22 protein-coding genes are annotated in these 22,672 nt (G+C 46.0%); 20 read left to right on the forward strand and 2 right to left on the reverse strand.

Annotated elements, in window-relative coordinates; all coding sequences use genetic code 11:
* The first annotated feature begins 5 nt into the window (after positions 1-5).
* The 7 genes from V7R88_RS06130 (at position 6) to V7R88_RS06160 (ending at position 6,952) form a co-directional block, all read left to right on the forward strand.
* Positions 6-824: a TlyA family rRNA (cytidine-2'-O)-methyltransferase gene (locus tag V7R88_RS06130; protein WP_003640353.1), complete on the forward strand. Its 819-nt coding sequence runs from the start codon at positions 6-8 to the stop codon at positions 822-824.
* An 83-nt stretch (positions 825-907) separates the two neighbouring features.
* Complete coding sequence (locus tag V7R88_RS06135) at positions 908-1,366, forward strand: arginine repressor (RefSeq protein WP_003640354.1); 459 nt, start codon at positions 908-910, stop codon at positions 1,364-1,366.
* A gap of 102 nt (positions 1,367-1,468) precedes the next feature.
* Positions 1,469-3,163 (forward strand): DNA repair protein RecN, encoded by a 1,695-nt coding sequence (gene recN, locus V7R88_RS06140; protein WP_054398194.1) that lies wholly within the window; start codon positions 1,469-1,471, stop codon positions 3,161-3,163.
* Positions 3,164-3,540: 377 nt separating this feature from the next.
* Positions 3,541-4,725: a betaine/proline/choline family ABC transporter ATP-binding protein gene (locus tag V7R88_RS06145; protein WP_161325448.1), complete on the forward strand. Its 1,185-nt coding sequence runs from the start codon at positions 3,541-3,543 to the stop codon at positions 4,723-4,725.
* The gene (locus V7R88_RS06150; protein WP_054398190.1) at positions 4,722-5,351 is read left to right on the forward strand and encodes an ABC transporter permease; all 630 of its coding nucleotides are present in this window, start codon (positions 4,722-4,724) and stop codon (positions 5,349-5,351) included. Before V7R88_RS06145 ends, V7R88_RS06150 begins: the two co-directional genes overlap by 4 nt.
* Before the next feature lie 12 nt (positions 5,352-5,363).
* Positions 5,364-6,299, forward strand: coding sequence for an osmoprotectant ABC transporter substrate-binding protein (locus tag V7R88_RS06155; RefSeq protein ID WP_054398188.1), 936 nt, complete (start codon positions 5,364-5,366; stop codon positions 6,297-6,299).
* Entirely contained in the window at positions 6,299-6,952 is a 654-nt protein-coding gene (locus V7R88_RS06160; RefSeq protein WP_003640359.1) for an ABC transporter permease, read from the forward strand. The genes V7R88_RS06155 and V7R88_RS06160 overlap by 1 nt, the downstream gene beginning before the upstream one ends.
* A gap of 205 nt (positions 6,953-7,157) precedes the next feature.
* On the opposite strand, the gene V7R88_RS06165 is transcribed toward V7R88_RS06160, so the two are convergent.
* A complete protein-coding gene (locus tag V7R88_RS06165) occupies positions 7,158-7,493 on the reverse strand; it encodes a hypothetical protein (RefSeq protein ID WP_072535152.1) in 336 nt (111 codons plus the stop codon).
* 192 nt (positions 7,494-7,685) lie between these two features.
* On the opposite strand from V7R88_RS06165, the gene gmk reads away from it, so the two are divergent.
* From gmk to V7R88_RS06220, 11 genes are all read left to right on the forward strand, one after another.
* Complete coding sequence (gene gmk, locus V7R88_RS06170; protein ID WP_003640361.1) at positions 7,686-8,306, forward strand: guanylate kinase; 621 nt, start codon at positions 7,686-7,688, stop codon at positions 8,304-8,306.
* Positions 8,303-8,515, forward strand: a complete 213-nt coding sequence (gene rpoZ, locus V7R88_RS06175; RefSeq protein ID WP_003640362.1) for a DNA-directed RNA polymerase subunit omega — start codon at positions 8,303-8,305, stop codon at positions 8,513-8,515. The genes gmk and rpoZ overlap by 4 nt, the downstream gene beginning before the upstream one ends.
* Positions 8,516-8,567: 52 nt before the next feature.
* Positions 8,568-9,905 (forward strand): bifunctional phosphopantothenoylcysteine decarboxylase/phosphopantothenate--cysteine ligase CoaBC, encoded by a 1,338-nt coding sequence (gene coaBC / locus V7R88_RS06180; protein ID WP_173556619.1) that lies wholly within the window; start codon positions 8,568-8,570, stop codon positions 9,903-9,905.
* A gap of 22 nt (positions 9,906-9,927) precedes the next feature.
* Positions 9,928-12,345, forward strand: a complete 2,418-nt coding sequence (gene priA / locus V7R88_RS06185) for a primosomal protein N' (RefSeq protein ID WP_054398184.1) — start codon at positions 9,928-9,930, stop codon at positions 12,343-12,345.
* 23 nt (positions 12,346-12,368) lie between these two features.
* Complete coding sequence (fmt, locus tag V7R88_RS06190) at positions 12,369-13,322, forward strand: methionyl-tRNA formyltransferase (protein WP_054398182.1); 954 nt, start codon at positions 12,369-12,371, stop codon at positions 13,320-13,322.
* Positions 13,319-14,662: a 16S rRNA (cytosine(967)-C(5))-methyltransferase RsmB gene (gene rsmB / locus V7R88_RS06195; RefSeq protein ID WP_054398180.1), complete on the forward strand. Its 1,344-nt coding sequence runs from the start codon at positions 13,319-13,321 to the stop codon at positions 14,660-14,662. The genes fmt and rsmB overlap by 4 nt, the downstream gene beginning before the upstream one ends.
* A 17-nt stretch (positions 14,663-14,679) precedes the next feature.
* Complete coding sequence (locus tag V7R88_RS06200; RefSeq protein ID WP_054398177.1) at positions 14,680-15,426, forward strand: Stp1/IreP family PP2C-type Ser/Thr phosphatase; 747 nt, start codon at positions 14,680-14,682, stop codon at positions 15,424-15,426.
* A complete protein-coding gene (gene pknB, locus V7R88_RS06205; RefSeq protein WP_057717651.1) occupies positions 15,423-17,447 on the forward strand; it encodes a Stk1 family PASTA domain-containing Ser/Thr kinase in 2,025 nt (674 codons plus the stop codon). Before V7R88_RS06200 ends, pknB begins: the two co-directional genes overlap by 4 nt.
* 84 nt (positions 17,448-17,531) lie before the next feature.
* Positions 17,532-18,428 (forward strand): ribosome small subunit-dependent GTPase A, encoded by an 897-nt coding sequence (gene rsgA / locus V7R88_RS06210; protein WP_054398173.1) that lies wholly within the window; start codon positions 17,532-17,534, stop codon positions 18,426-18,428.
* Between the two features lie 9 nt (positions 18,429-18,437).
* Positions 18,438-19,091, forward strand: coding sequence for a ribulose-phosphate 3-epimerase (gene rpe / locus V7R88_RS06215; RefSeq protein WP_003640370.1), 654 nt, complete (start codon positions 18,438-18,440; stop codon positions 19,089-19,091).
* Positions 19,091-19,750 (forward strand): thiamine diphosphokinase, encoded by a 660-nt coding sequence (locus V7R88_RS06220; RefSeq protein ID WP_054398171.1) that lies wholly within the window; start codon positions 19,091-19,093, stop codon positions 19,748-19,750. The genes rpe and V7R88_RS06220 overlap by 1 nt, the downstream gene beginning before the upstream one ends.
* Before the next feature lie 360 nt (positions 19,751-20,110).
* On the opposite strand, the gene rpmB is transcribed toward V7R88_RS06220, so the two are convergent.
* Positions 20,111-20,296, reverse strand: coding sequence for a 50S ribosomal protein L28 (gene rpmB / locus V7R88_RS06225; protein WP_003638622.1), 186 nt, complete (start codon positions 20,294-20,296; stop codon positions 20,111-20,113).
* Between the two features lie 235 nt (positions 20,297-20,531).
* On the opposite strand from rpmB, the gene V7R88_RS06230 reads away from it, so the two are divergent.
* Positions 20,532-20,894: an Asp23/Gls24 family envelope stress response protein gene (locus tag V7R88_RS06230; protein WP_003638623.1), complete on the forward strand. Its 363-nt coding sequence runs from the start codon at positions 20,532-20,534 to the stop codon at positions 20,892-20,894.
* Between the two features lie 36 nt (positions 20,895-20,930).
* The gene (locus tag V7R88_RS06235; RefSeq protein ID WP_057717652.1) at positions 20,931-22,637 is read left to right on the forward strand and encodes a DAK2 domain-containing protein; all 1,707 of its coding nucleotides are present in this window, start codon (positions 20,931-20,933) and stop codon (positions 22,635-22,637) included.
* Positions 22,638-22,672: the final 35 nt, after the last annotated feature.

The following is a 22,672-nucleotide window of genomic DNA, read 5'->3' on the forward strand; positions in this document are numbered from 1 at the left end:
TTTAGATGGAAAAAGAACGAGTTGACGTATTATTAGTACAACAAGGATTATTTGATACCCGCGAAAAGGCTAAGCGTGCCGTAATGGCCGGTGAAATCTTAGGTGTCAACGAAGAACGCTTAGATAAGCCGGGCATGAAGATCCCAGTGGCAACTGAATTACATTTGAAAGGCAAACCGATGCCCTATGTTTCACGTGGCGGTCTCAAACTTGAAAAAGCACTCAAAAGTTTTGAAATTGACGTGACCGACAAAACGGTCCTAGATATTGGCTCGTCGACTGGTGGTTTTACCGACGTGGTTTTACAAAATGGGGCAAAAATGAGTTACGCCTTGGATGTCGGTAGTAATCAGTTGGTCTGGAAGTTACGCCAAGATCCGCGCGTGGTTGTGATGGAACATACTAACTTTCGGTATAGTAAGCTGGCAGATTTCACGCAGGGGCAACCTAACTTCGCGTCCATCGACGTTTCATTTATTTCACTACACTTAATTTTGCCCCCATTACACGCGATTATTGAAAACGGTGGTTCAGTCGTTGCTCTAATCAAACCACAATTTGAGGCTGGTCGTGAGAATGTCGGCAAACACGGAATTGTCCGTGATCCTGCTGTTCATCAGGCGGTGTTGACAGATATCGTGGAATTTGCGCAAGCGAATGGTTATAACGTTCTAGGGCTTGATTATTCACCAATCAAGGGTGGTGAAGGTAATATTGAGTTTCTAATTCATCTACAAGCTACCGATGAAACACCACGGATTGCGCCGACTGTGTCGATTGAAAAAACTCAGGCGGCCGCTTATGAACAATTAAATCAAGCTTAAAATTGAAATCCGGACTTTCATATTTATGCATTTTGGCTTATGATGTGTTTAAATAAGTATGAATAGCTACCGGGGGTGATCGGGTGAAGAAGCAAGAGCGCCAACGCTACATTAAACGATTATTGAGTTCGAACGAAATTGAACGTCAAGAAGACTTTGTTAAGCTGTTACGTGCTGAAGATATTGACGTGACACAGGCAACCATTTCGCGCGATATTAAAGATATGCAGCTGGTCAAGGTTCCCTCGGCAACGGGCGGTTACCACTATAGTATGCCAGTTCAGAAACAAATGGATACGGAGAAAAAGCTCAAGCGGACACTGAAAGATGCCTATGTCTCGTATGCGACTCAGGATAAATTTGTCCTCATCAAGGTGTTGCCGGGTAACGGACCAGCACTAGCAACGTTGATTGAAGCAATGCATTATGACGAAATTTTTGGAACGCTAGGCGATGATGCTCACGTTCTGATTATTTGCAAGTCGTTAGCGATGACTTTAGAGCTACAACAAAAAATTCAACGCTTACTGAGTGATCACTAATTAGTAAGCTATCTTCGACCTGCTCACACGTGTGTCAGGTCGCTTTTTTTCAAAATTAACTAACGGATGCTGGTAACCAATTGCTTTTAAGGAGGGCTTGCAGTGTTACAAGAATTATCAATTACGAACTTTGCAATTATCGAACACTTAGACATTGCTTTTGAAGCTGGCATGACGGTTTTAACTGGTGAGACCGGTGCTGGTAAGTCAATTATTATTGATGCAGTCGGTTTATTAGCGGGTGGCCGCGGCTCGGCAGAGTTTATTCGGACCGGTGCTGATAAAGCCGTTTTGCAAGGCATGTTTATTTTGCCGGCTGACGGCGTGACGGCCCAATTGTTGGATGAAGCGGGGATCGAACATGCGGATAATACCGTCATTCTACAGCGCGAGATTACTAAAAGCGGCCGTAATACATGTCGCATCAATGGTATGCTGGTCAATACGACGACTTTGAAACAGATTGGTGAAACAATTGTTGATATTCATGGTCAGAATGAACATCAAGAGTTGATGCAACCTGAAAAACACCTGGGATTGCTGGACGAGTTTGCCACCGCTAAAATTCGTAAATTGAAGCAGCGTTACCAGCAACAGTATGATCGTTATCAGCAGTTAAACCGTGAACTGCGGCAAAAGAATGCGAATGAAAAAGAGTGGGCTCAACGCTTAGATATGCTGAACTTTCAAGTGGACGAAATCGCAGCAGCACAAGTCAAAGTGGGTGAAGAGGCCAGTTTAACTGCGGAACGCGACCGTTTAGATAATTACCAAATGATCAATCAAGCACTTCAACAGAGTTACACGTTGTTAGCGGCGGGTGAAGAAACGACTGGTGCGGTTGATATGGTCGGTACGGCGATGAATGCACTAGAACCGATTGCTAATTTGGACCCCGCCTTTAATGAGATTACCGTGAATGTCAAAAATGCCTTTTATGGGCTGCAGGACGCGGCCGGTCAGATTTCTAATCAGCTCGATTTGCAAGAATTCGACGAGGGTCGCTTGGATGAAATCGAACAGCGGCTGGACGTTTTGACCCAGTTAAAACGTAAGTATGGGGACTCTGAACAACAAATCTTAGATTATTACCAAAAAATCGCGGCTGAGTTAGCCAAGATGACTGACTCTGAAGAAAATAGTGAAGATTTGGCCCAGCGGGTCGCCGATCTGAAACAACAACTACTTACGACGGGCGAAGCGTTGTCCGATAAACGGCGGGCTGCGGCGAAAGTGTTACAACGACAGATCCATCAAGAACTCAAAGATCTGTATATGGATAAGGCAATCTTTGAAGTACGATTCAAACCGACTAAGGGTCAGATCTATCGGAGTGGTCTGGACAGTGTTGAATTTTATATTCAGACTAATCCTGGTGAGCGCATGCGCCCATTGGCTAAAATTGCGTCTGGTGGGGAACTCTCACGGATGATGCTGGCTTTGAAAACCATTTTTTCTGAATCACAGGGAATTACCAGTATCATTTTTGACGAAGTTGATACGGGCGTTAGCGGTCGGGTTGCTCAAGCGATTGCTGAGAAAATCAATGGTATTGCACACTTTTCACAAGTGCTCTGTATTACCCATTTGCCACAGGTTGCGGCGATGAGTGATCACCACTACTTCATTGCCAAGAAGATTACTGGTAAACGCACGAAAACGAGTGTGACTAAGCTGGATAATGCGGCCCGGGTTCAAGAACTGGCACGCATGTTGGCGGGAACTAAAGTCACTAAGTTATCGCTTGAACATGCGGAAGAGTTATTGCGACTGGCCGATGAGGAAAAAGATGATTAAGCTTAATTGATCGGTACCACAAGGGACGGACAACTATGGTCGGTCCTTTTTTGATGGTGTTAATTAGTGACGATAGTGTCGAGTGAGGTTTCGGTATTATTGCCAAGGCGACGATAATTCTTTACAATATAAAACGCAAATAGACGAAATATGGGTCAACGGACACGTTTTAATGAACTGTCGGACTGGTTGGTAGTGGGTGGCTAATCTGAAGCTCCGACTACAAAAATATACCGTTAAAACGATAAAATGTTCAGTTTACATGTCATGACGTTTGCATTTTGCTTTCGTTATAAGTTATGCTTAATTACAGTACAGTTTATTCGGCAACGAAATAAACTGAGTAAATGATTGGAGTGATGAGGTTGTTTCTGACAATGGAACATTTGAATAAAACGTATCCTGGTGGCAAAGTAGCCGTTGAAGATTTTAATTTGGAAATCGAAAAAGGTGAATTTGTTTGTTTCATCGGGACATCTGGTTCAGGTAAAACGACCACGATGCGGATGATTAATCGGATGTTAAGTCAGACTTCCGGTACCATTAAACTTAATGGTAAGGATATTAGCCAGATTGACCCGGTTAAATTACGTCGGCAAATCGGTTACGTGATTCAAAATATTGGGTTAATGCCCCATATGACGATTCGAGACAATATTACTTTGGTACCACGATTGCTAAAGTGGCCCCAAGATAAAATGAATGAACGTGCTAAGAAGATGATTAAGCTGGTGGAATTGCCAGAAGATTATTTGGATCGGTACCCGTCGGAACTTTCCGGTGGGCAACAACAACGGATTGGGGTCGTTCGGGCGTTAGCAGCAGACCAAGATTTAGTATTGATGGATGAACCCTTTGGCGCGTTAGACCCGATTACCCGTGAATCCTTGCAAGATCTCGTTAAAGATTTGCAGGAACGCTTGGGTAAGACGTTCGTCTTTGTAACCCATGATATGGATGAGGCGTTAAAATTAGCGACCCGTATTGTAATCATGGATGGTGGCGACATTATGCAAGTGGATACGCCAGACGGTATCTTACGTCATCCAGCTAATGAATTCGTTGAGAACTTAATTGGTAAGGATCGCTTGATCCAAGCACGGCCAAGTATTACCACTGTTGGGCAAGTGATGTTGAAAGACCCAATTGCCACCACACCAGGAAAGTCATTGACGGTCGCATTACGACAAATGCATGATAAGCGGGTTGACTCGTTGTTAGTCACTGATGAAGCCGGCATCTTGAAGGGTGTAATCGGCATTGAAGACGTTGATTATAACTTCAATTCGGCCACTAGTGTGGGCGATATTATGAAGACTGATATATTCTATGTTCAGTCGAATTCATTGATTCGTGATACGGTCGAACGTATTTTGAAACGTGGCTTAAAGAATATTCCAGTTGTTGATGAACAACATCGTTTAGTCGGCATTGTGACGCGGGCCACTCTAGTTGATATTGTTTATGATGCCCTCTGGGGTGATGAAGACGAAGATGAAGCTGAAAACAATATTCATCACGGGGAGGACGATGCGCCCGCTGAAGGCGGTGAACAGGCATGATAACTTTCCTACAAAACTACGGCATACAACTGCTGGTTAAGACGTGGCAACACTTGTATATTTCAGCGTTTTCATTGTTCTTAGGAATTATCGTGGCGGTTCCAATTGGAATTTTGCTCACGCGGGTGAAGCCGATTGCAAATGTGGTCATGTCAATTGCTAGTATGTTACAAACAATTCCAGCGATGGCACTGTTGGCATTGATGATCCCGTTCTTCGGGATTGGTGCGATTCCGGCTATCATTGCGTTGTTCATCTATTCTTTATTACCGATTCTCCGCAATACCTATCTTGGACTGGAAGATGTTGATCCAGCCTTAATCGATGCGGCTAAGGGAATGGGAATGACCGGTTGGCAGTCAATTGTTAAAGTTGAGTTACCGATGGCAGCCCCAGTTATTATGGCTGGTATTCGATTATCCGCAACGTACGTTATTGCCTGGGCTGCGTTAGCATCATACATTGGTGCCGGTGGCCTTGGGGACTTTATCTTTAATGGGTTAAACCTCTATCGAACTGACTTGATTTTAGGCGGTTCGATTCCGGTGATTATCTTAGCCCTCATCGTTGATTGGCTGTTGGGTAAACTAGAAGCAGCGGTTACCCCAAGAACCACACAAGCGTAAGGGGGATTAAAGATGAAGAAAATTAAAAAGTGGTTGTTAGGTGTTTTTGCAACGGTCGCCAGTGCATTATTATTGGCCGGCTGTGGCTTTCCGGGTTTGTCTGGAACTTCATCCGATACGATCCGGATTGCGTCACAAAACACGACTGAACAACAAATCATGGCGTACATGATTCAAGATATGATTAAGCATTATTCTAATTTGAATACGACGATCATTAACAATTTAGGTTCTGGGACGGTTAGTTTCAATGCCTTAAAGAATGATCAGGCTGATATTTCAGCGATTCGCTACACTGGGACGGACTTAACGACGATTCTGGGTGAAAAGATGGATCGGAGTAATATCAAGTCGATTGACCAAAAAGTTCGCTCACAATTCAACAGCAAGTATCAAATGACCTATTTTCCAAGTTACGGGTTCGCAGATACTTATGCTTTTATGGTGACGAAAGCGACGGCCAAGAAATATCATCTAAATACGGTTAGTGATATGAAAAAAGTGGCTCCAAAGCTGACGGTCGGTTTGGATCAAATCTGGACTGAACGAAAAGGTGACGGTTATCCTGCCTTTAAGAAGTTGTATGGTTTCCAATTTGGGAAGACTTATCCAATGCAAATTGGTTTAGTTTACGATGCCTTGGAATCAGGTAAAATGGATGCCATCCTCGGATACTCGACTGATGGCCGGATTGGTAGTTATGATCTGAAGATTTTAAAGGATGATAAGAATTTCTTCCCACCATATAATGCGAGTGCGGTTGCAACGAACAAGATCTTGAAAGCACATCCGAAGTTGAAGCCAATCTTGAATCGATTAAACGGTAAAATCAGCTTAAAGACGATGCAAAACTTGAACTATCAAGTTGATAATAACTTAGTGGAACCGGAAGTTGTGGCTAAACAGTTCCTTGAAAAACATAATTACTTTGAAGGGAGTGACAAATAATGGCTCAGATGAACTTACTGCAACAGTTGATATATTATTACCAACAAAACGGTGTGTACGTGTTAAGCCAGTTCTCACGTCACTTCTTGATTTCAATTTATGGCGTGCTGTTTGCGGCAATTGTTGGGATTCCAATTGGCATTTTCATCGCCCATCATAGTCGGTTGAGTGCAACAGTGATTGCGATTGCCAATGTGATTCAAACGATTCCATCACTAGCGATGTTATCAATCATCATGATTGGTTTGGGCCTAGGTGTGAACACGGTAATCGTCACGGTCTTCTTATACGCATTGCTGCCGATTATCAAGAATACCTATACTGGAATGCAAAATGTGAGTGCTAGTATTTTGGATTCCGGTAAGGGGATGGGGATGACGCGCTGGCAATTGTTACGAATGGTGGAGTTGCCACTGTCACTTTCCGTCATTATGGCTGGACTCCGGAACGCATTAGTGTTGGCTATCGGGATTACGGCCATTGGGACCTTCGTTGGTGCCGGCGGCTTAGGGGATATCATTATTCGAGGAACCAATGCTACGAATGGTGGTGCCATTATCTTGGCCGGGGCGTTACCAACAGCCTTAATGGCAATCATTGCTGATACGGTCTTGGCTTGGATTGAAAAGCGTGCTGATCCAACTCAAAAATAACGTCAGTGAGCGACAAGTAAAAGAAGCAATATAAAAATTAAGTTACTAAAAAAGATTGATTTACAGGTACTCCGTACTCACTCATTCAGGGAAGTCAGTGGAGCTGTAACATCAATCTTTTTGATTTGCATCAAAAACACCATGAGAATACGCAAGGTTGTATTGAACATGATTTCATCTTTTGATGCAAGTATTAATGATTAAACTAAACGCGTTTGATATAACGGATGGCGTCCGGATCGACCAAGTGGGTCAGGTGTAACTGCCGGTTGACTAGAACCAACTGACCATTAGCGAGGGTTCTTAACACTCCGTGAATATTATATGGTCGGGACTCAGTGAGCTGAGGCTGCATCTGGAGCATGATTTGATAGTGTTCCGTGTGCGCTTGAGTTAAGAACAAATCCCGCTGGAAAGCCGGCATCATTGGCAGTAACGGCGCAACGACGGTCGGGGCAGCAGTAAAGTCATCCATAAATTGGCGATAGGAAGCGTGTAAGTTCTTGGAAATTAGTTTCAAATTAGATTGTTGATTTTGCATATTAGCCACCTCGAACATTTGTTTGTGTTTCCATTATACGAACAGGCGTTCTAAAAAGCAAGCCTAAAATTTGAGAAAATTCACGAATAAAAATGAAAAAAAGCTGTGTAACCTTGATAATACTTGCAATATAGGGTTAAAAAGTGCAAAATAAACTTTAAAACATATTTTAATTAAGGGGAATTTGTGATCATGGCGAAACAAGGCATGTTAATCGTCTTATCAGGTCCTTCGGGTGTCGGTAAAGGTACCGTCCGCAAGGAAATCTTTGACTCAGATGATAACGATTTTCAATATTCAGTCTCGATGACGACGCGGCAAATGCGTCCGGGCGAAGTAGATGGCAAGGACTACTATTTTGTGTCCAAAGAAGAGTTCGAGGATGAAATTAAGAGCGGCGGTATGCTTGAATATGCCAAGTATGTTGACAATTACTATGGGACGCCCTTAAAATATATTAAGCAGTCGTTGGCGGCTGGCAAAGACGTTTTCTTAGAAATTGAAGTTAACGGGGCCATGCAAGTCCGCGAAAAAATGCCTGATGGCGTCTTCATTTTCTTGACGCCGCCGGATTTGATGGAATTGAAGCACCGCATCATTGGTCGTGGGACTGATGATATGAGTGTGATCAACAAGCGGATGGCAAAAGCGGTTGATGAAATCAAGATGATGCGTAATTATGATTATGCGGTTATCAATGATGAAGTCCCGCTAGCTGCTGAACGAATCAAGGCTATTATTCGTAGTGAACGGTTTAGTGTTAAACGGGTCATGCCCGAGTATGAAGAAATGTTAGGAGATGCGGAATCATGATCTTATATCCATCAGTTGATGACTTATTGAAGCAAGTTAATTCGCGTTACTCATTGATTATGTTAGCTAGCAAGCGGGCCCATGAATTGGACGCTGGTGCAGCACCAATGCTTAGCGAATACAAATCGGTTAAAACGATTGGTCGGGCCATGGAAGAAATTGCGGCCGGTGACTTAATGATCGATCCAGATGAAACTGACAAAGATTAGTAACAAAACGGTGTGCTGAGCCAGCTGGGGCTTGGCACTTTTTTTATGAAGAATGACGCGGACGTTCAGCTTCACGTTACTGTCGATTCTTGATACAATTGTTTTATTAAAGTGTAAAAATCTCGCTGGCACGGTTGCGAGATTTTTCAAAGGACGTGAAGAAGTGAGTATATGGACAAAACGCCATGTAACGGTAGTCGTTAGTGGTGGGATTGCGAGTTATAAAGCGTTAGTATTGATTCGTAATTTGATGAAACAGGGCGCCGTCGTGCGAGTTGCGATGACGACCCATGCGGCAAAGTTTATCACGCCATTGACCTTTCAAACTTTAACGCAGCAGCCAGTGGTCATTGATGAATTCACAACGACTGACCCGCATCACGTCGTCCACGTCGCGTTAGCTGACTGGACTGAAGTGATGATTCTCGTTCCGGCTACCGCCAACTTGATTGCTAAGGTGGCTAACGGTCTCGCAGATGATGCCGCAACGACGACAATTTTAGCGACGACCGCACCCAAGTTTGTGGTGCCAGCAATGAATTCACATATGTACGCTAATCCAGCAACTCAGCGCAATTTGAAGCAACTGACGACGGATGGGTTACACGTCTTAACTCCTGCTACGGGTATGTTGGCGGAAGGCTACAGTGGTCAAGGACGCTTGCCGGAACCAGCGGTGATTTTGGCCTGGTTGACAGATCTATTGATTCAGTTGACACCTGATTTGCCATTAGCAGGACGGCGAGTTGTCGTCACTGCCGGCGGAACCCGAGAAGCCTTAGATCCGGTACGATTTATCACGAATCGTTCATCGGGGAAGATGGGCTACGCAGTTGCTCAAGTCGCACGGGAGTTAGGTGCAACTGTGACACTGATCAGCGCCACGACTCATTTAGCAGCGCCTAGTGGTGTTAAGGTCGTGACGGTTGATTCGGCTCAATCCTTATTGACGGCAGTCAGTGATATTTTTGATGATACGGATATCTTGGTCATGGCGGCGGCCGTATCTGATTATCGGCCGGCTGAATTAGCTGATCAGAAGATTAAAAAGCCAGCTGACCATGCTGACTTAACGTTACGATTGACAGAAACACCGGATATTTTAAAAACGTTAGCGGCCCGGAAGCACCAACAGTATGTGATTGGTTTTGCAGCTGAAACGCAATCATTGCTGGCTAATGCCAATCGTAAGTTAACTAGTAAAAAATTAGATTTAATTGTTGCTAACGATGTTTCCAAACCGGGAGTTGGGTTCAATGGTGATACTAATCAGGTCACACTGTTGCGGCCTGAGCAACAACCAGTTACGACGGAATTGACAACGAAAACTGCAATTGCCAAACAGATCTTGATGACGGCAATTGCGGATGGTGCAGGAACACAGGCATGATTAAGTAGAGAGGAAGAGTTGTGTGGCACAAATTGCCCAAGTATTAGTCGATGTGCCCACTATGCAGACAAATCGACCTTATAGTTATCGAATTCCAACCGCCTGGCAATCACAAGTGCAACCCGGCATGCGCGTCGTGGTGCCGTTCGGCCGTGGTAAACGGCGGGTGCAGGGGTTTGTGTTAGCTCTTGATGACGTTACTAACTTTGATGGTGAGCTGAAACCAATCGACGCGGTCGTTGACCTAGCACCGGTTCTGAATACTGAAGCCTTAGCACTGACCAAGTGGTTGGCTGCCAGCACGTTTTCATTTCAGATTACCTGTGCACAGACCATGCTGCCGGCGGTCATGCGTGCAAAGTATGAAAAACAGTTGCGAACAACAGCAACAACGCCCGCGACGATTCGAACGACGCTGTTTGGGGACCAATCGATGGTGCCGTTTGATGACGTCGCCACGACGCCGGCAATCGTCAGCCAGTTATTACGGCTGCAGGCGGCTGGGCAAGTCGATGTGTACTACCAAGTTAAAAATCAAGCACGGCGTAAAACGCAAACGGCGGTGAAAGCGGCCTTAACTAACGAAGCGCTAAAGGCTGCAGTGGGCCAGGTACGCGCCGGGGCTACACAACAATTGGCAGTGCTCCAGGGGTTGCTCACTTTAAATGGTGAACAGCTCTCGCAAAAGGCGTTTTGTACTCGTTTTGATGTCACGGACGGTGCCATTCGTACAGCAGTACAGAAAGGCTGGCTTAAAAAAGTGGCCGTCGAGGTTTATCGTGATCCCTACGCAACTAGTGATATTAAGACTACCAAGGCATTACAATTGAATGATGAACAGCAAGTGGCCGTCGATCAGATTACGCAAGCTGTTGACCAAGCCGCAACCACCACGTTCTTGTTAGAGGGTGTGACGGGGAGCGGTAAGACTGAGGTGTACTTGCAATCGATGGCGGCCGCATTGGCACAAGGAAAAACGGCGTTGATGTTAGTGCCGGAGATTTCACTGACACCCCAAATGGTTCAACGCGTGAAGGGTCGCTTTGGTAAAGCTGTTGCCGTTTTGCACAGTGGATTGTCCAGTGGTGAGAAGTATGATGAGTGGCGGCGAATCCAACGAGGTGAGGCTCAGGTGGTGGTTGGCGCACGCTCAGCGGTGTTTGCCCCGCTAAAAAATCTTGGCTTAATCGTGATGGATGAAGAACATGAGAGCACGTATAAGCAGGATGATGCCCCGCGTTATCATGCTCGGCAAGTGGCTTTATGGCGTAGTCGTTATCATAACTGTCCAGTCGTGCTGGGCTCGGCGACCCCATCGTTAGAAACGCGCGCCCGCGCAGAAAAGGGCGTTTATCAGCGCTTACTGCTTGCGGATCGGGTCAATCGACGGCCCCTTCCTAAGGTTTCAATTATTGATATGAAAAAGGAAATGCAACAACACGCTGAAAGCAATTTCTCAGCGCCGTTGTTAGTTGCCTTGCAGGATCGGCTTGAACGTCATGAGCAGAGTGTTCTAATGCTCAATCGGCGGGGCTATTCATCGTTTGTGTTGTGCCGAGATTGTGGTTTTGTCTTGAAGTGTCCTAATTGTGATATTTCACTCACGCTACACATGGATACGCACACGATGAAGTGCCATTACTGCGGTCACGAAGAAGCCATTCCGCGGAATTGCCCGAACTGTTATAGTCGTCAGATCCGTTATTATGGGACGGGAACTGAAAAAGTCGAAGAAGAATTGCAAGACTTGCTTCCGGACGCTAACATTATTCGGATGGACAATGATACGACCCGTAAAAAGGGCGCCCATGCCAAGCTTTTAGCACAGTTTGGGAGTGGTGAAGCTGATATTTTGATTGGTACCCAGATGATTGCGAAGGGACTGGATTTTCCTAACGTGACCTTGGTCGGTGTCTTGAATGCTGATACGGCCCTAGGACTGCCAGATTTTCGCGCCAGTGAACGGACCTTCCAACTATTAACCCAAGTGAGTGGTCGAGCTGGACGGGCGGAAAAGAGTGGTCACGTGTATATTCAGACATTTAACCCGGATCATTACGCGATTCGCTTCGCACAACACCATGATTACGAAGGCTTTTTCAAGTATGAGATGCAGATGCGGCACCGGGGTGGCTATCCACCGTACTACTTTACGGTTCAAATCACGGCGAGTGACTTAGATGAAGCGGTAGCGGCCAAGCGCATGTATCAGCTACTGCAATGGTTACGCCCACGGTTGGCACCGTCAACGATTCTATTAGGCCCAACGCCCAAGCCGATCGCACGCGTCAATCGCCGTTATTATTATCAAATCGTGATCAAATATAAACAAGAACCCAATTTAGCGCAGACGCTGACAACGCTACTGCATGAGACGCAGGCGCAACAACGACAAGGGCTACAGATTGGAATTGACGTGGAACCCTTACATTTCATGTAACGGGATTAGGAGGAAGTTTGACAATGACATCAATCGTTTTTATGGGAACGCCCGCGTTTGCGGCACCGATTCTCGAAAGTTTAATTAAAGAACAATACCAAGTACTGGGTGTCGTAACTCAGCCAGACCGAAAAGTTGGTCGCAAACACGTTTTAACGGCTTCGCCAGTTAAAGAAGTTGCGGTTGCCCATGATATTCCCGTGTTTCAACCGGAAAAGATCGGTGGTAGTCTTGAAATGCAACAGATTATTGACTTGCAGCCCGATTTAATTGTGACGGCCGCCTTTGGACAGTTTTTACCAACAAAATTGTTAAAAGCTGCCAAAATTGGTGCCGTTAATGTTCATGGCTCGTTACTGCCTAAGTATCGTGGTGGCGCGCCTGTCCAATATTCAATTATCAACGGTGAGACTGAAACTGGCATTACTATCATTTACATGGTTAAAAAGATGGATGCGGGCGACATGCTGGCGCAGCGGGCGATTCCAATTGAAAAAAACGATGACACCGGGACGATGTTTGATAAGTTGAGCATAGTTGGTCGCGACTTGTTACTGGAAACATTGCCCAAGTTGATTGCTGGCGAAATTACGGCGGTGCCACAGGATGAATCCCAAGTGACCTTTGCACCGAACATTCAGCCAGAACAAGAGGTCTTAGACTTCTTTACAAAAACGGCCGTTGAAATTGATAATCAAGTTCGGGGTATGCGACCAGCACCAATCGCCTATGCGGTCTTGGATGGAAAGCGCACGAAGTTCTGGGATGTGACCCCGTTAGCTGACGAAGTGGTCACGCAAGCTCCTGGACAAGTGGTTCGCAAGACGAAACATGAGCTTGTGATTGCAGCCGCTGACCATACCGCGCTTGCAATCAATCAGTTACAGCCAGCTGGTAAACCGAAGATGACGATTACAGACTATTTAAATGGGGCAGCGGATAAATTCGCTACCGGAGAGCAGGTTATTAGTAAATGAGCACAGTTGACAACACCCCCCGCTGGTTAGCGGTCGCGGCCTTAGCGAAGATCAAAAACGGCGCGTATTCGAATTTGCAATTAAACCAATTAATTAATGATCATCAAATGGATCGGCGGGATATCAATCTACTGACCAATATGGTTTACGGTGTCATTCAACACCGGTTGACCCTCGAATACTGGTTGACCCCGTTTGTTCGACATCCGCACCAGATTGACCCGTGGGTACGGGAACTCTTATTGAGCGCATTGTATCAATGGCAGTATCTGGATAAGATTCCACAACGGGCCGTTTTCAACGAAACGATTGAAATCGCTAAGGTCAAAGGTCACCCTGGCATTCGGCGGTTTGTAACCGGCGTCTTACATCAAATGGATCGTTCAGGACTACCGAGTTTTGATGCGATTAAAGATCCTGATGAACGGTTGAGTGTGACTTATAGCATGCCAATATGGTTGATTCAAGAATTGCGGCGTCAATTGGGTGCTGAGAAGATGGAGAAAATCTTATCATCATTGAACCAACCGGCTAAGCAGGCGTTGCGCGTCAACCCGGCCTTGTCGACGGTTGAAGATGTGACAACGGCGCTGATTAATGATGGCTTGACAATTACGCCGAGCGAGATTTCTCCGTTAGGACTGATTGCAACGGATGGTCAGGCGATTAATACTGAAGCGATGCGGTATGGCATGTTCACAGTTCAAGATGAAAGTGCACAATTAGTTGTGCCGGCACTCGATCCGCAGCCGAGTGATCGGGTCTTGGATGCTTGTGCGGCCCCCGGGGGGAAGACGACTCAGATTGCGGCCAGTTTAGATGCTGAGCAGGGTGGTTCAGTCGTTGCCCTTGATATTCATGCCAATAAAGTGAAGCTGATTGGTCAAAATGCGGCGCGGATGCACGTTGCTGATCGTGTTGAAGCAACCGAACTCGACGCCCGTAAAGTTGAGACGCAATTCAATGCTGAAAGCTTTGATCGGATCTTAGTCGATGCCCCATGTTCGGGACTGGGATTGATGCGGCGTAAGCCCGAGATTCGTTATGAAAAACAGTTGCAAGATAGTTTGAACTTGCAACGAATCCAACTGGCAATTTTGACAGCGGTCGCGCCAACCTTGAAAAAAGGTGGTATCATGACGTATAGTACGTGCACGATTTTGCAACAGGAAAATCAGGACGTGATTACCAAATTTTTAGCGGATCACCCGGATTTTGAGCTGCAAACAACGCCAACTGAACGAGACTTGAAAACTGATCGAACGGAAAAGACTTTGTCGATTTATCCCGATGATTATTTATCCGACGGTTTTTTCATTGCTTGTTTGCGAAAAAAATAATGGTGGAGTGGTAAACAATGGATTTTGCATACCGGTCGGATATTGGCCAACAACGTGAAGAAAATGAAGACTATGTCGGCTTTTTTCAAAATAAGGCTGGCATCAATTTTGCAATTGTTGCGGACGGCATCGGTGGTCACCAAGGGGGCGATGTTGCTTCCGAGATGGCAGTCTCGCACATGGGCTTTCGGTTTGAAAATACAACGTTCAAGGAACCCAATGATGCGGTCAAGTGGCTGGCAAGTGAGGTTCAAGATGAAAATCAGCATATTATTGAAAAGGCCCGTGAATTTTCAGATTTAAACGGTATGGGTACGACGATGGTTGCCGCCTTACTTTTTGACCAAAAGTTTTTGATGGCCAACATTGGTGACAGTCGGGGCTACCTTTTTCGCGACGGGCAACTCCACCAACTGACGGAGGATCATTCTTTAGTTAATGAGTTGGTCAAGCGCGGGGAAATTTCAGCCGAACAGGCCCGACAACATCCGCAGAAAAATATTATTACGCGGACACTAGGCATCTCACCAGATGCGGATATCGATACGAACCTTTACCAGATGCAACCCGGCGACCAATTGTTGTTATGCTCAGACGGGCTGACAAATATGGTGACTGATCAGCAACTCGCGACGGTTTTGGCGACGTCCCAGACTTCGACCCAGAAGTGTGAGACCTTGATCAAGTTAGCCAATGCAGCTGGTGGCAAGGATAACATTACGGCGCTATTGATGGCGCTTGATGGTGAGGTGGCCAGTAAATGACACCCAACTATACCCTTAGCGGACGATATCGGATCGTCCGGTCCTTAGGTGAAGGTGGGATGGCCAACGTTTACTTGGCTCATGACTTAATATTAGACCGTGATGTTGCGGTCAAACTGCTCCGGTTAGACTTACGTGATGATCCTAAGACCATCAAGCGATTCCAACGTGAGGCACTGGCAACGACGGAACTTGTTCACCCCCATATTGTCAGTTTGTACGATATTGGCGAAGAAAATGGCATGCAATACTTGGTCATGGAATACGTCAAAGGGATGGATCTTAAAAATTATATTAAAGAGAATTTTCCGTTACCGTTACAGCAAGTGATCGACATCATGGAGCAGATATTAAGTGCCGTGGCAACGGCCCACGCGCATAATATTATTCATCGGGATTTAAAACCACAAAATATTTTAATTGATGAGCAGGGCAATGCTAAAATCACTGATTTCGGGATTGCAGTCGCGTTATCTGAACATACCATGACGCAGACTAACACGATTTTAGGTTCGGTCCATTATTTGTCACCGGAACAGGCCCGCGGTAGCATGGCGACAAAACAATCGGATATCTATTCGTTAGGGATTATTTTATATGAGATGTTAACAGGTTCAGTCCCTTTCAAGGGTGAGACGGCAGTTTCCATTGCGTTAAAGCATTTTCAGAATGCAATGCCATCTGTGCGGGAATTTGACGCGGACATTCCACAAGCGCTTGAAAACGTCGTCTTGCAGGCGACAACCAAAGACCCCCGGGAACGTTATGCTACGGTCGAGGACATGGCCGCCGACTTATTGACGGTGCTTGCTAGTAGCCGTGCGGGCGAAAAGCGCTTTGTACCGCAAGATGTCGGTAATGATGAGACTAAGATCATGCCCAGTGCGGATATTCAAGCCGCAATCGCGGCCAATCAAGACGGTAAAACCCAGGTCGTAGCCCATAAAAGTGAGCAAGTGGCGCCTAAGCGTCCGGCTGAAACGACTGAAAGTCAGACAGATACTGATGAAGCACCGTTGCCAACCCGCTCCTGGTCCAAACGCCATCCGTTGCGACGGCGGCTCCTATTTTGGGGTGGGATTATCTTGTTATTAGTCGTGGCGGTGATTGTCGGTCTAGAATTAAGTCGGCCACAGATGACGACGGTGCCGAAAGTAACGGGCTTAAGTCAGAGCGCTGCAACTAAAGTCCTCAAAAAGCACCATTTGACGGTCGGTACTGTCCAACACGCAAAAAGCAATCAGGTAGCCAAAAATCAGGTGATCAAATCAACGCCCAGTGTTAAGACGCGGGTCCAAGAACGTGCTCGCATTAATTTGGTTATCAGCAACGGTGCCAAGGTCATGAGCTTTGGCAATTATGTCAATGATAATTACCATGATGTTCGACAGACGCTCAAATCGGCGGGCTTCAAAGTTAAGGAAACTTACAGTACGTCGTCGGTTGCAGCGGGGCAGATCATCAGTCAGGATGTTGTCGCTGGTAGTCGCGTGATGCCGACGGATACGACGGTGACGTTTACGGTCAGCGCTGGTAGCCGCTACGTCGAGCTAAAAGATTTAACTGGTGAGAGCAAGAGCGATATTTTGGACTATGCTGAAGCGAATGATCTTAATGTTAACTTTAAGCAGGGCTACTCGTCAGAACAGAAGGCGGGTTATTCCTATGATCAAGATCCAGATGGCGGTGGCAATGTCCGGACTGGGTCGACTATTACGGTGACCATGTCACGGGGCAGTGATAATAACGTAACGACACCACAGAATTTTTATGTTAAACTAACGGTGCCGTACAAAGCGTTATCGGCCACGACTGCCCAAGCCAACGATGTTAAGATTTATTTGTATGATGATACCCATATGATTGAGACCGTTTATCGCGATATTGCAATCATGCGGTCGACCAAGATTAGTTTGCCGTTTCAGCTGACCGGTAATACGAAGGGGCATTACCGAATCGTGCGTAACGGGGTTACGATCATGGAAAAGAAGAATATTACCAGCAAAAATGTAACAAAATAAAGATAAGTCATGCGCAATGCATGACTTTTTTGGTACAATAGAGAAAAGTGGACCGTACCAAATAATACAAAAGGTGGTGCTAATTTGAAAATTGGACAAATTCGGCAATCGCTAAGCGGCTTTTACGACGTTTATGCGGATGGCCAAATGTATCGGACCCGTGCGCGTGGGAATTTCCGGAAACGGCGGATCACGCCACTCGTCGGTGACAATGTGGAGTTTGATGCGGCGACCCCACAAGAGGGCTACGTGTTAAAGATTCTTGATCGACAGACCCAGTTGGTACGGCCGCCAGTGGCCAATGTCGATTTAGGTATCGTGGTAACCGCCACAACGGAACAAGAATTTTCAACGAATTTATTGGACCGACAACTGGTGGCTTTGGCGGTAGCGGGGATCGAACCGCTACTATACTTTGCGAAGACTGATTTACTAACCGATGAGGTGTACCAACAACGATTAACGTTAGCGGACGCTTATCGCCAAATTGGCTATCAGGTCGTCTGCGAACGAACGGCATTTTCACCAGCCGCCTTAGCTGCAGTTAAAACGGCGCTGGCAGGTCACGTGGCAGTTGTCATGGGTCAAACTGGTGCGGGTAAGTCAACACTGCTAAATCACCTGCAACCAGGGCTGGCGTTAGCGACTGGTGAGATCTCACAGGCGCTGAATCGTGGGAAGCATACGACCCGTAAAGTTAGTTTGATTCCAATTGCGGATGGGTTGGTTGCTGATACGCCGGGTTTCTCATCCTACGAAGTTTTCGATATTGCCGCTAACGAGTTGACCCATTATTTCCCAGAATTTGTGCGGCTCAGCGCTGATTGCAAATACCGGGGCTGCGTGCATATCAATGAGCCACAGTGTGCGGTCAAACAGGCACTGGCAGCCGGGGAGCTGTTAGCGAGTCGCTATGATAATTATCTACAATTCTATGAAACCATTAAAAATAAAAAAGTAATCTATAATAAGAAAAAGTGAGTGAGACTAATGATTAAAGTTGCCCCTTCAATTTTAAGCGCAGATTTTGCAAACCTTCAACGTGACGTTCAGATGGCTGAAAATGCCGGTGCCGACGCGTTGCATATCGACGTTATGGATGGTCAGTTCGTCCCTAACTTGTCATTCGGAATGAGTACCGTGGCGGATTTACGGCCAGTAACGTCATTGATGTTAGATTGTCATTTAATGATTATGGATCCCGAACGCTTTGTCGGCCAGTTTGCAAAGGCCGGTGCGGATCTGATCGGTGTGCATGTTGAAAGTACCCGGCACATTTATCACGCCTTACAATTGATCAAGGATGCAGGCGTGAAAGCTGAAGTGGTCGTGAACCCCGGAACGCCCCTCAGCATGATTAGTGAATTACTGCCACTAGTGGATCAAGTTTTGATTATGACCGTCAATCCTGGCTTTGGTGGTCAACATTTTCTGGACCAGATGGTTGCTAAAATTGCGGCGTTGAACGAATTGAAGCAACAACACGGTTATCAATTTGAGATTGAAGTTGATGGTGGCATCAACGACCAGACCGTCAAGGCGTGCTATGACGCTGGTGCGACGGTCGCTGTTGCGGGTTCGTATGTCTATGACAGTGCGGACCCAGCGCAACGTATTCAAGATTTGAAGGTGGCGACCAATTAATGGCAACCATCGTAAACTTACTGGTTGGCGGACCGACCGCTAATTATCCAGCAGATTTAACGACGATTCCAGGACCATGGGTCGGCGCTGACCGTGGCGCGTTGCGTTTAGTGAAGCGTGGTATCCAGCCCGTGATGGTCGTGGGGGATTTTGATTCAATCGATGCGGCTGAACTCCAGACTGTCAAAGAGGCGTTGGTGGGCGCTGTCGTTGTCAAACCCGACCAAGACCATACGGATACGCAATTGGCAATCAAATCTATTTTTGAGCAGTTGCAACCGGACGAAGTGCATCTATACGGAGCCACGGGTGGTCGGCTAGACCATTTACTGGCCAATATGTGGTTAGTGCTTGATCCGGTATTTCGTCAGTGGGCCCCACAGATCAAACTGATCGATAAGCAAAATTCGGTTCAGTTCTTTCTACCAGGGGACTACCAGATCACGAAGGAAGCGGATAAACGCTATTTGGCGTTTGTACCGCTGATGCCGATGCATCTCACGTTACCCGATGAAAAGTATCAGTTGGACGCTGCTTATAATGCGTACCCGATTTCATGGGCCAGTAACGAATTCAGTGGCGATACTGGTCATTTTAGCTTTGATGCAGGAGTTCTGGCTGTTATTCAAAGTTGTGATGACAGCATGGCGGATGCGTAGGGTACCCCAAGGTTTCAGCTAAAATAAGACCGGTCGGTGAGTCATAAACTCATCAACCGGTCTTTTAATGTGCAGTAACGACGTATCATCGGGAGCTTGTTAATGAAACGTGCTGATGTTTAGGTCGGTGGTCGTTAGCAGGCCTAACCGGAAAGCTTATGTTGAAGCAGACCTTTCTCGCCAGATCCTAGCTGGTCGTTGTTGACGACCAGGGGATGGCGAGCTTGCTCAGTGATTTAAGTTATCATAATGGGCTGGTCAAGACTGAATTATAAACTTTATAAAAAACTGACGAGAAATTAGTGATTTTAGGCAACAAAAAACGCCAGCCACAAAAAAATGTGCTGGCGATTTGCTGCGCTAAACGCGCGTAACTTTACCTGATTTCAAAGTCCGAGCTGAAACCCAAACCTTCTTTGGTTTACCATCAACTAAAATGCGAACTTTTTGCAAGTTAGCTTTCCAGCTGCGGCGGCTGTGGTTTAAAGCGTGAGAACGCGTGTTACCAAAGTGCGTCCGTTTGCCTGTAACGTAGTCTTTTGCCATGTTGATCTGCCTCCTTCGGTAATTCATTGATAAAAGGTCGTCTTTATCATTCACTAGAATAATTTATCATAGATTAATAAAGGTTGCAATACATTTCTATCAAGTAATTTTACTTTACTGCTAAATTCCCAGTTTCCGGGCTTCTGTTAAGCAGTCGCTTAATTTTTCTTTCAAGAGTGGTTGTGCTATGATAAACTATCGTAAATGAACGCGTTAAAACAAGGAGGCTATTTTCATGGCTGTCAAAATCAAAACGCAATTTGGAACCATTGATATTGATAATGATGTTATCGCGACGGTCGTCGGTGGCGCCGCAACGGATAACTACGGGGTTGTCGGTATGGCGAGTCGGAACCAGATTCGTGATAATGTTAATGAAATTTTACGCCGCGAAAACTATGCGCGCGGTGTGGTTGTTCGCCAAGAGGATAATGGGGTGGCTATTGATGTCAACATTATCGTCAGTTATGGGACCAAAATTTCAGAAGTCTCACGCAATGTCCAAGCCAAGGTCAAATATAACTTACAAAACATGCTTGGCGTTACGGCCAATTCGGTCAACGTCATTGTCCAAGGTGTCCGGGTAATGAACGACTAAATTGATGTTGGTGGAAGCCAAGGAGGAATTTTGAAATTGAAAATCACCACGATTACTAATCTTGAATTTGGCAAAATGGTGCAGGCTGCTTCACAAAAGCTGAACCAACGCGCTGAATTTATTAATTCTTTGAACGTCTTTCCGGTACCAGATGGTGATACCGGGACTAATATGAGCTTATCGATGGCCAGCGGTGCCAAATACGAACGTGAAGAAACCAGTACAAAAGTAGGCGACCTAGCGTCAGCCTTAGCCAAGGGACTCTTGATGGGGGCCCGTGGTAATTCTGGTGTGATTCTATCACAAATTTTTCGGGGCTTTTCTAAAGCCGTAGCGGATAAGGACAGCTTAACTGCTAATGATTTAGCTGCCGCCCTCGCTGCTGGTGCTCAGACCGCCTATAAGGCCGTTATGAAGCCGACCGAAGGAACTATCCTCACGGTCATTCGCAAAGCTGCTGGTGCCGGTAAGGAAGCCGTTAAAACGACTGATGATATCTGTGAAGTTATGGATGCCGTCGTTACGGCTGCTGAAGCCGCGTTGAAGTCCACACCGGACTTGTTACCCGTTTTAAAACAAGTTGGGGTTGTTGATTCCGGTGGTCAGGGACTGACTTTTGTGCTGGAAGCCTTTAGTGACTCGTTAAGCGGCAAGGTCGACGAATCGCAGGACTATGTTCCGGACGATGCTGAAATGGATTCGATGATTGATGCTGCGCACCATCAAAGTGTTCAGGGTCAGTTAGACCCGAATGATATCAAGTATGGCTACTGTACTGAAATTATGGTGCGAATCGGTGATGGTAAGTTAGTTGATCACAAGTTCGATTACGACACTTTCTATGATTACTTAGCAAAATTAGGCGATTCATTACTTGTCATCAACGATGATGAAATCGTCAAGGTGCACGTTCATACGGAACATCCGGGCGATGTCATGACGTGGGGCCAACGTTTTGGGGCGCTGATCAAAGTTAAAGTTGACAATATGCGTCTACAACAAGAAACCATCATGGAACATGATAAGGAAGGCGAAGCGCAAGCTGCTGCTGAGCCCGCCTTACCTTCACAACCACAAGTTGACATGCATGGTTATGCCATCATCTCCGTTTCGTCGGGTGATGGGATCGGCAAGCTATTTAAGGGCTTGGGTGTCACCGATATCATTGCTGGTGGTCAAACGATGAATCCAAGTACCGCGGATATCGTTAAAGCTGTCAATGACAGTGGTGCCAAGCAAGCATTAGTATTGCCAAATAATAAAAACATCTTCTTGGCAGCCGAACAAGCTGCGGAAGTGGCCGATGTACCAGTTAAAATTATCCACAGTCAGACGATTTCGCAAGGGATGACCGCGATGTTGGCATTCAATGCGGAAGCTGATCTGGATGATAATCAGGCCGCAATGGAAGAAACCTTGAGCACGGTCGTTAGTGGTCAAGTCACGCATGCTGTTCGCGATACGACAATCGATGGCCTTGAGATCAAGAAAGACGACTACATGGGCTTGGTCGATGGCAAAATCGTGATTACGAATCCAGATCGCGATACCGCTGCTTTAGATATGGTTAAAGCCATGCTTGACGAAGATAGCGAACTCGTAACGATTATTTACGGCAAGGATGCAACTAAAACTGACGCTGATCATTTAGCAGCGAAGGTGCAAGAGTTGGATGATGAATTAGAAATTGAAATTCATGAGGGTGATCAACCAGTTTACCCATTCCTTGTGTCAGTTGAATAGGACTAACCGTTAAAAATAGGGCTTAGCAGTGATGC

The organism is Lactiplantibacillus argentoratensis (assembly GCF_037290055.1).
GTDB classification, from domain to species: Bacteria; Bacillota; Bacilli; order Lactobacillales; family Lactobacillaceae; genus Lactiplantibacillus; species Lactiplantibacillus plantarum.

Excerpts from the sequence above, each read along its gene's own strand:
- V7R88_RS06145 (WP_161325448.1), top strand. The coding sequence starts at position 3,541 with ATGGAACATTTGAATAAAACGTATCCTGGTGGCAAAGTAGCCGTTGAA.
- rsmB (WP_054398180.1), top strand. The coding sequence starts at position 13,319 with ATGAGCACAGTTGACAACACCCCCCGCTGGTTAGCGGTCGCGGCCTTA.
- V7R88_RS06150 (WP_054398190.1), top strand. The coding sequence starts at position 4,722 with ATGATAACTTTCCTACAAAACTACGGCATACAACTGCTGGTTAAGACG.
- V7R88_RS06160 (WP_003640359.1), top strand. The coding sequence starts at position 6,299 with ATGGCTCAGATGAACTTACTGCAACAGTTGATATATTATTACCAACAA.
- gmk (WP_003640361.1), top strand. The coding sequence starts at position 7,686 with ATGGCGAAACAAGGCATGTTAATCGTCTTATCAGGTCCTTCGGGTGTC.
- V7R88_RS06165 (WP_072535152.1), bottom strand. The coding sequence starts at position 7,493 with ATGCAAAATCAACAATCTAATTTGAAACTAATTTCCAAGAACTTACAC.
- V7R88_RS06130 (WP_003640353.1), top strand. The coding sequence starts at position 6 with ATGGAAAAAGAACGAGTTGACGTATTATTAGTACAACAAGGATTATTT.
- pknB (WP_057717651.1), top strand. The coding sequence starts at position 15,423 with ATGACACCCAACTATACCCTTAGCGGACGATATCGGATCGTCCGGTCC.
- V7R88_RS06155 (WP_054398188.1), top strand. The coding sequence starts at position 5,364 with ATGAAGAAAATTAAAAAGTGGTTGTTAGGTGTTTTTGCAACGGTCGCC.
- rpmB (WP_003638622.1), bottom strand. The coding sequence starts at position 20,296 with ATGGCAAAAGACTACGTTACAGGCAAACGGACGCACTTTGGTAACACG.
- rpoZ (WP_003640362.1), top strand. The coding sequence starts at position 8,303 with ATGATCTTATATCCATCAGTTGATGACTTATTGAAGCAAGTTAATTCG.
- fmt (WP_054398182.1), top strand. The coding sequence starts at position 12,369 with ATGACATCAATCGTTTTTATGGGAACGCCCGCGTTTGCGGCACCGATT.
- rpe (WP_003640370.1), top strand. The coding sequence starts at position 18,438 with ATGATTAAAGTTGCCCCTTCAATTTTAAGCGCAGATTTTGCAAACCTT.
- V7R88_RS06220 (WP_054398171.1), top strand. The coding sequence starts at position 19,091 with ATGGCAACCATCGTAAACTTACTGGTTGGCGGACCGACCGCTAATTAT.
- coaBC (WP_173556619.1), top strand. The coding sequence starts at position 8,568 with ATGACGCGGACGTTCAGCTTCACGTTACTGTCGATTCTTGATACAATT.
- V7R88_RS06200 (WP_054398177.1), top strand. The coding sequence starts at position 14,680 with ATGGATTTTGCATACCGGTCGGATATTGGCCAACAACGTGAAGAAAAT.
- V7R88_RS06230 (WP_003638623.1), top strand. The coding sequence starts at position 20,532 with ATGGCTGTCAAAATCAAAACGCAATTTGGAACCATTGATATTGATAAT.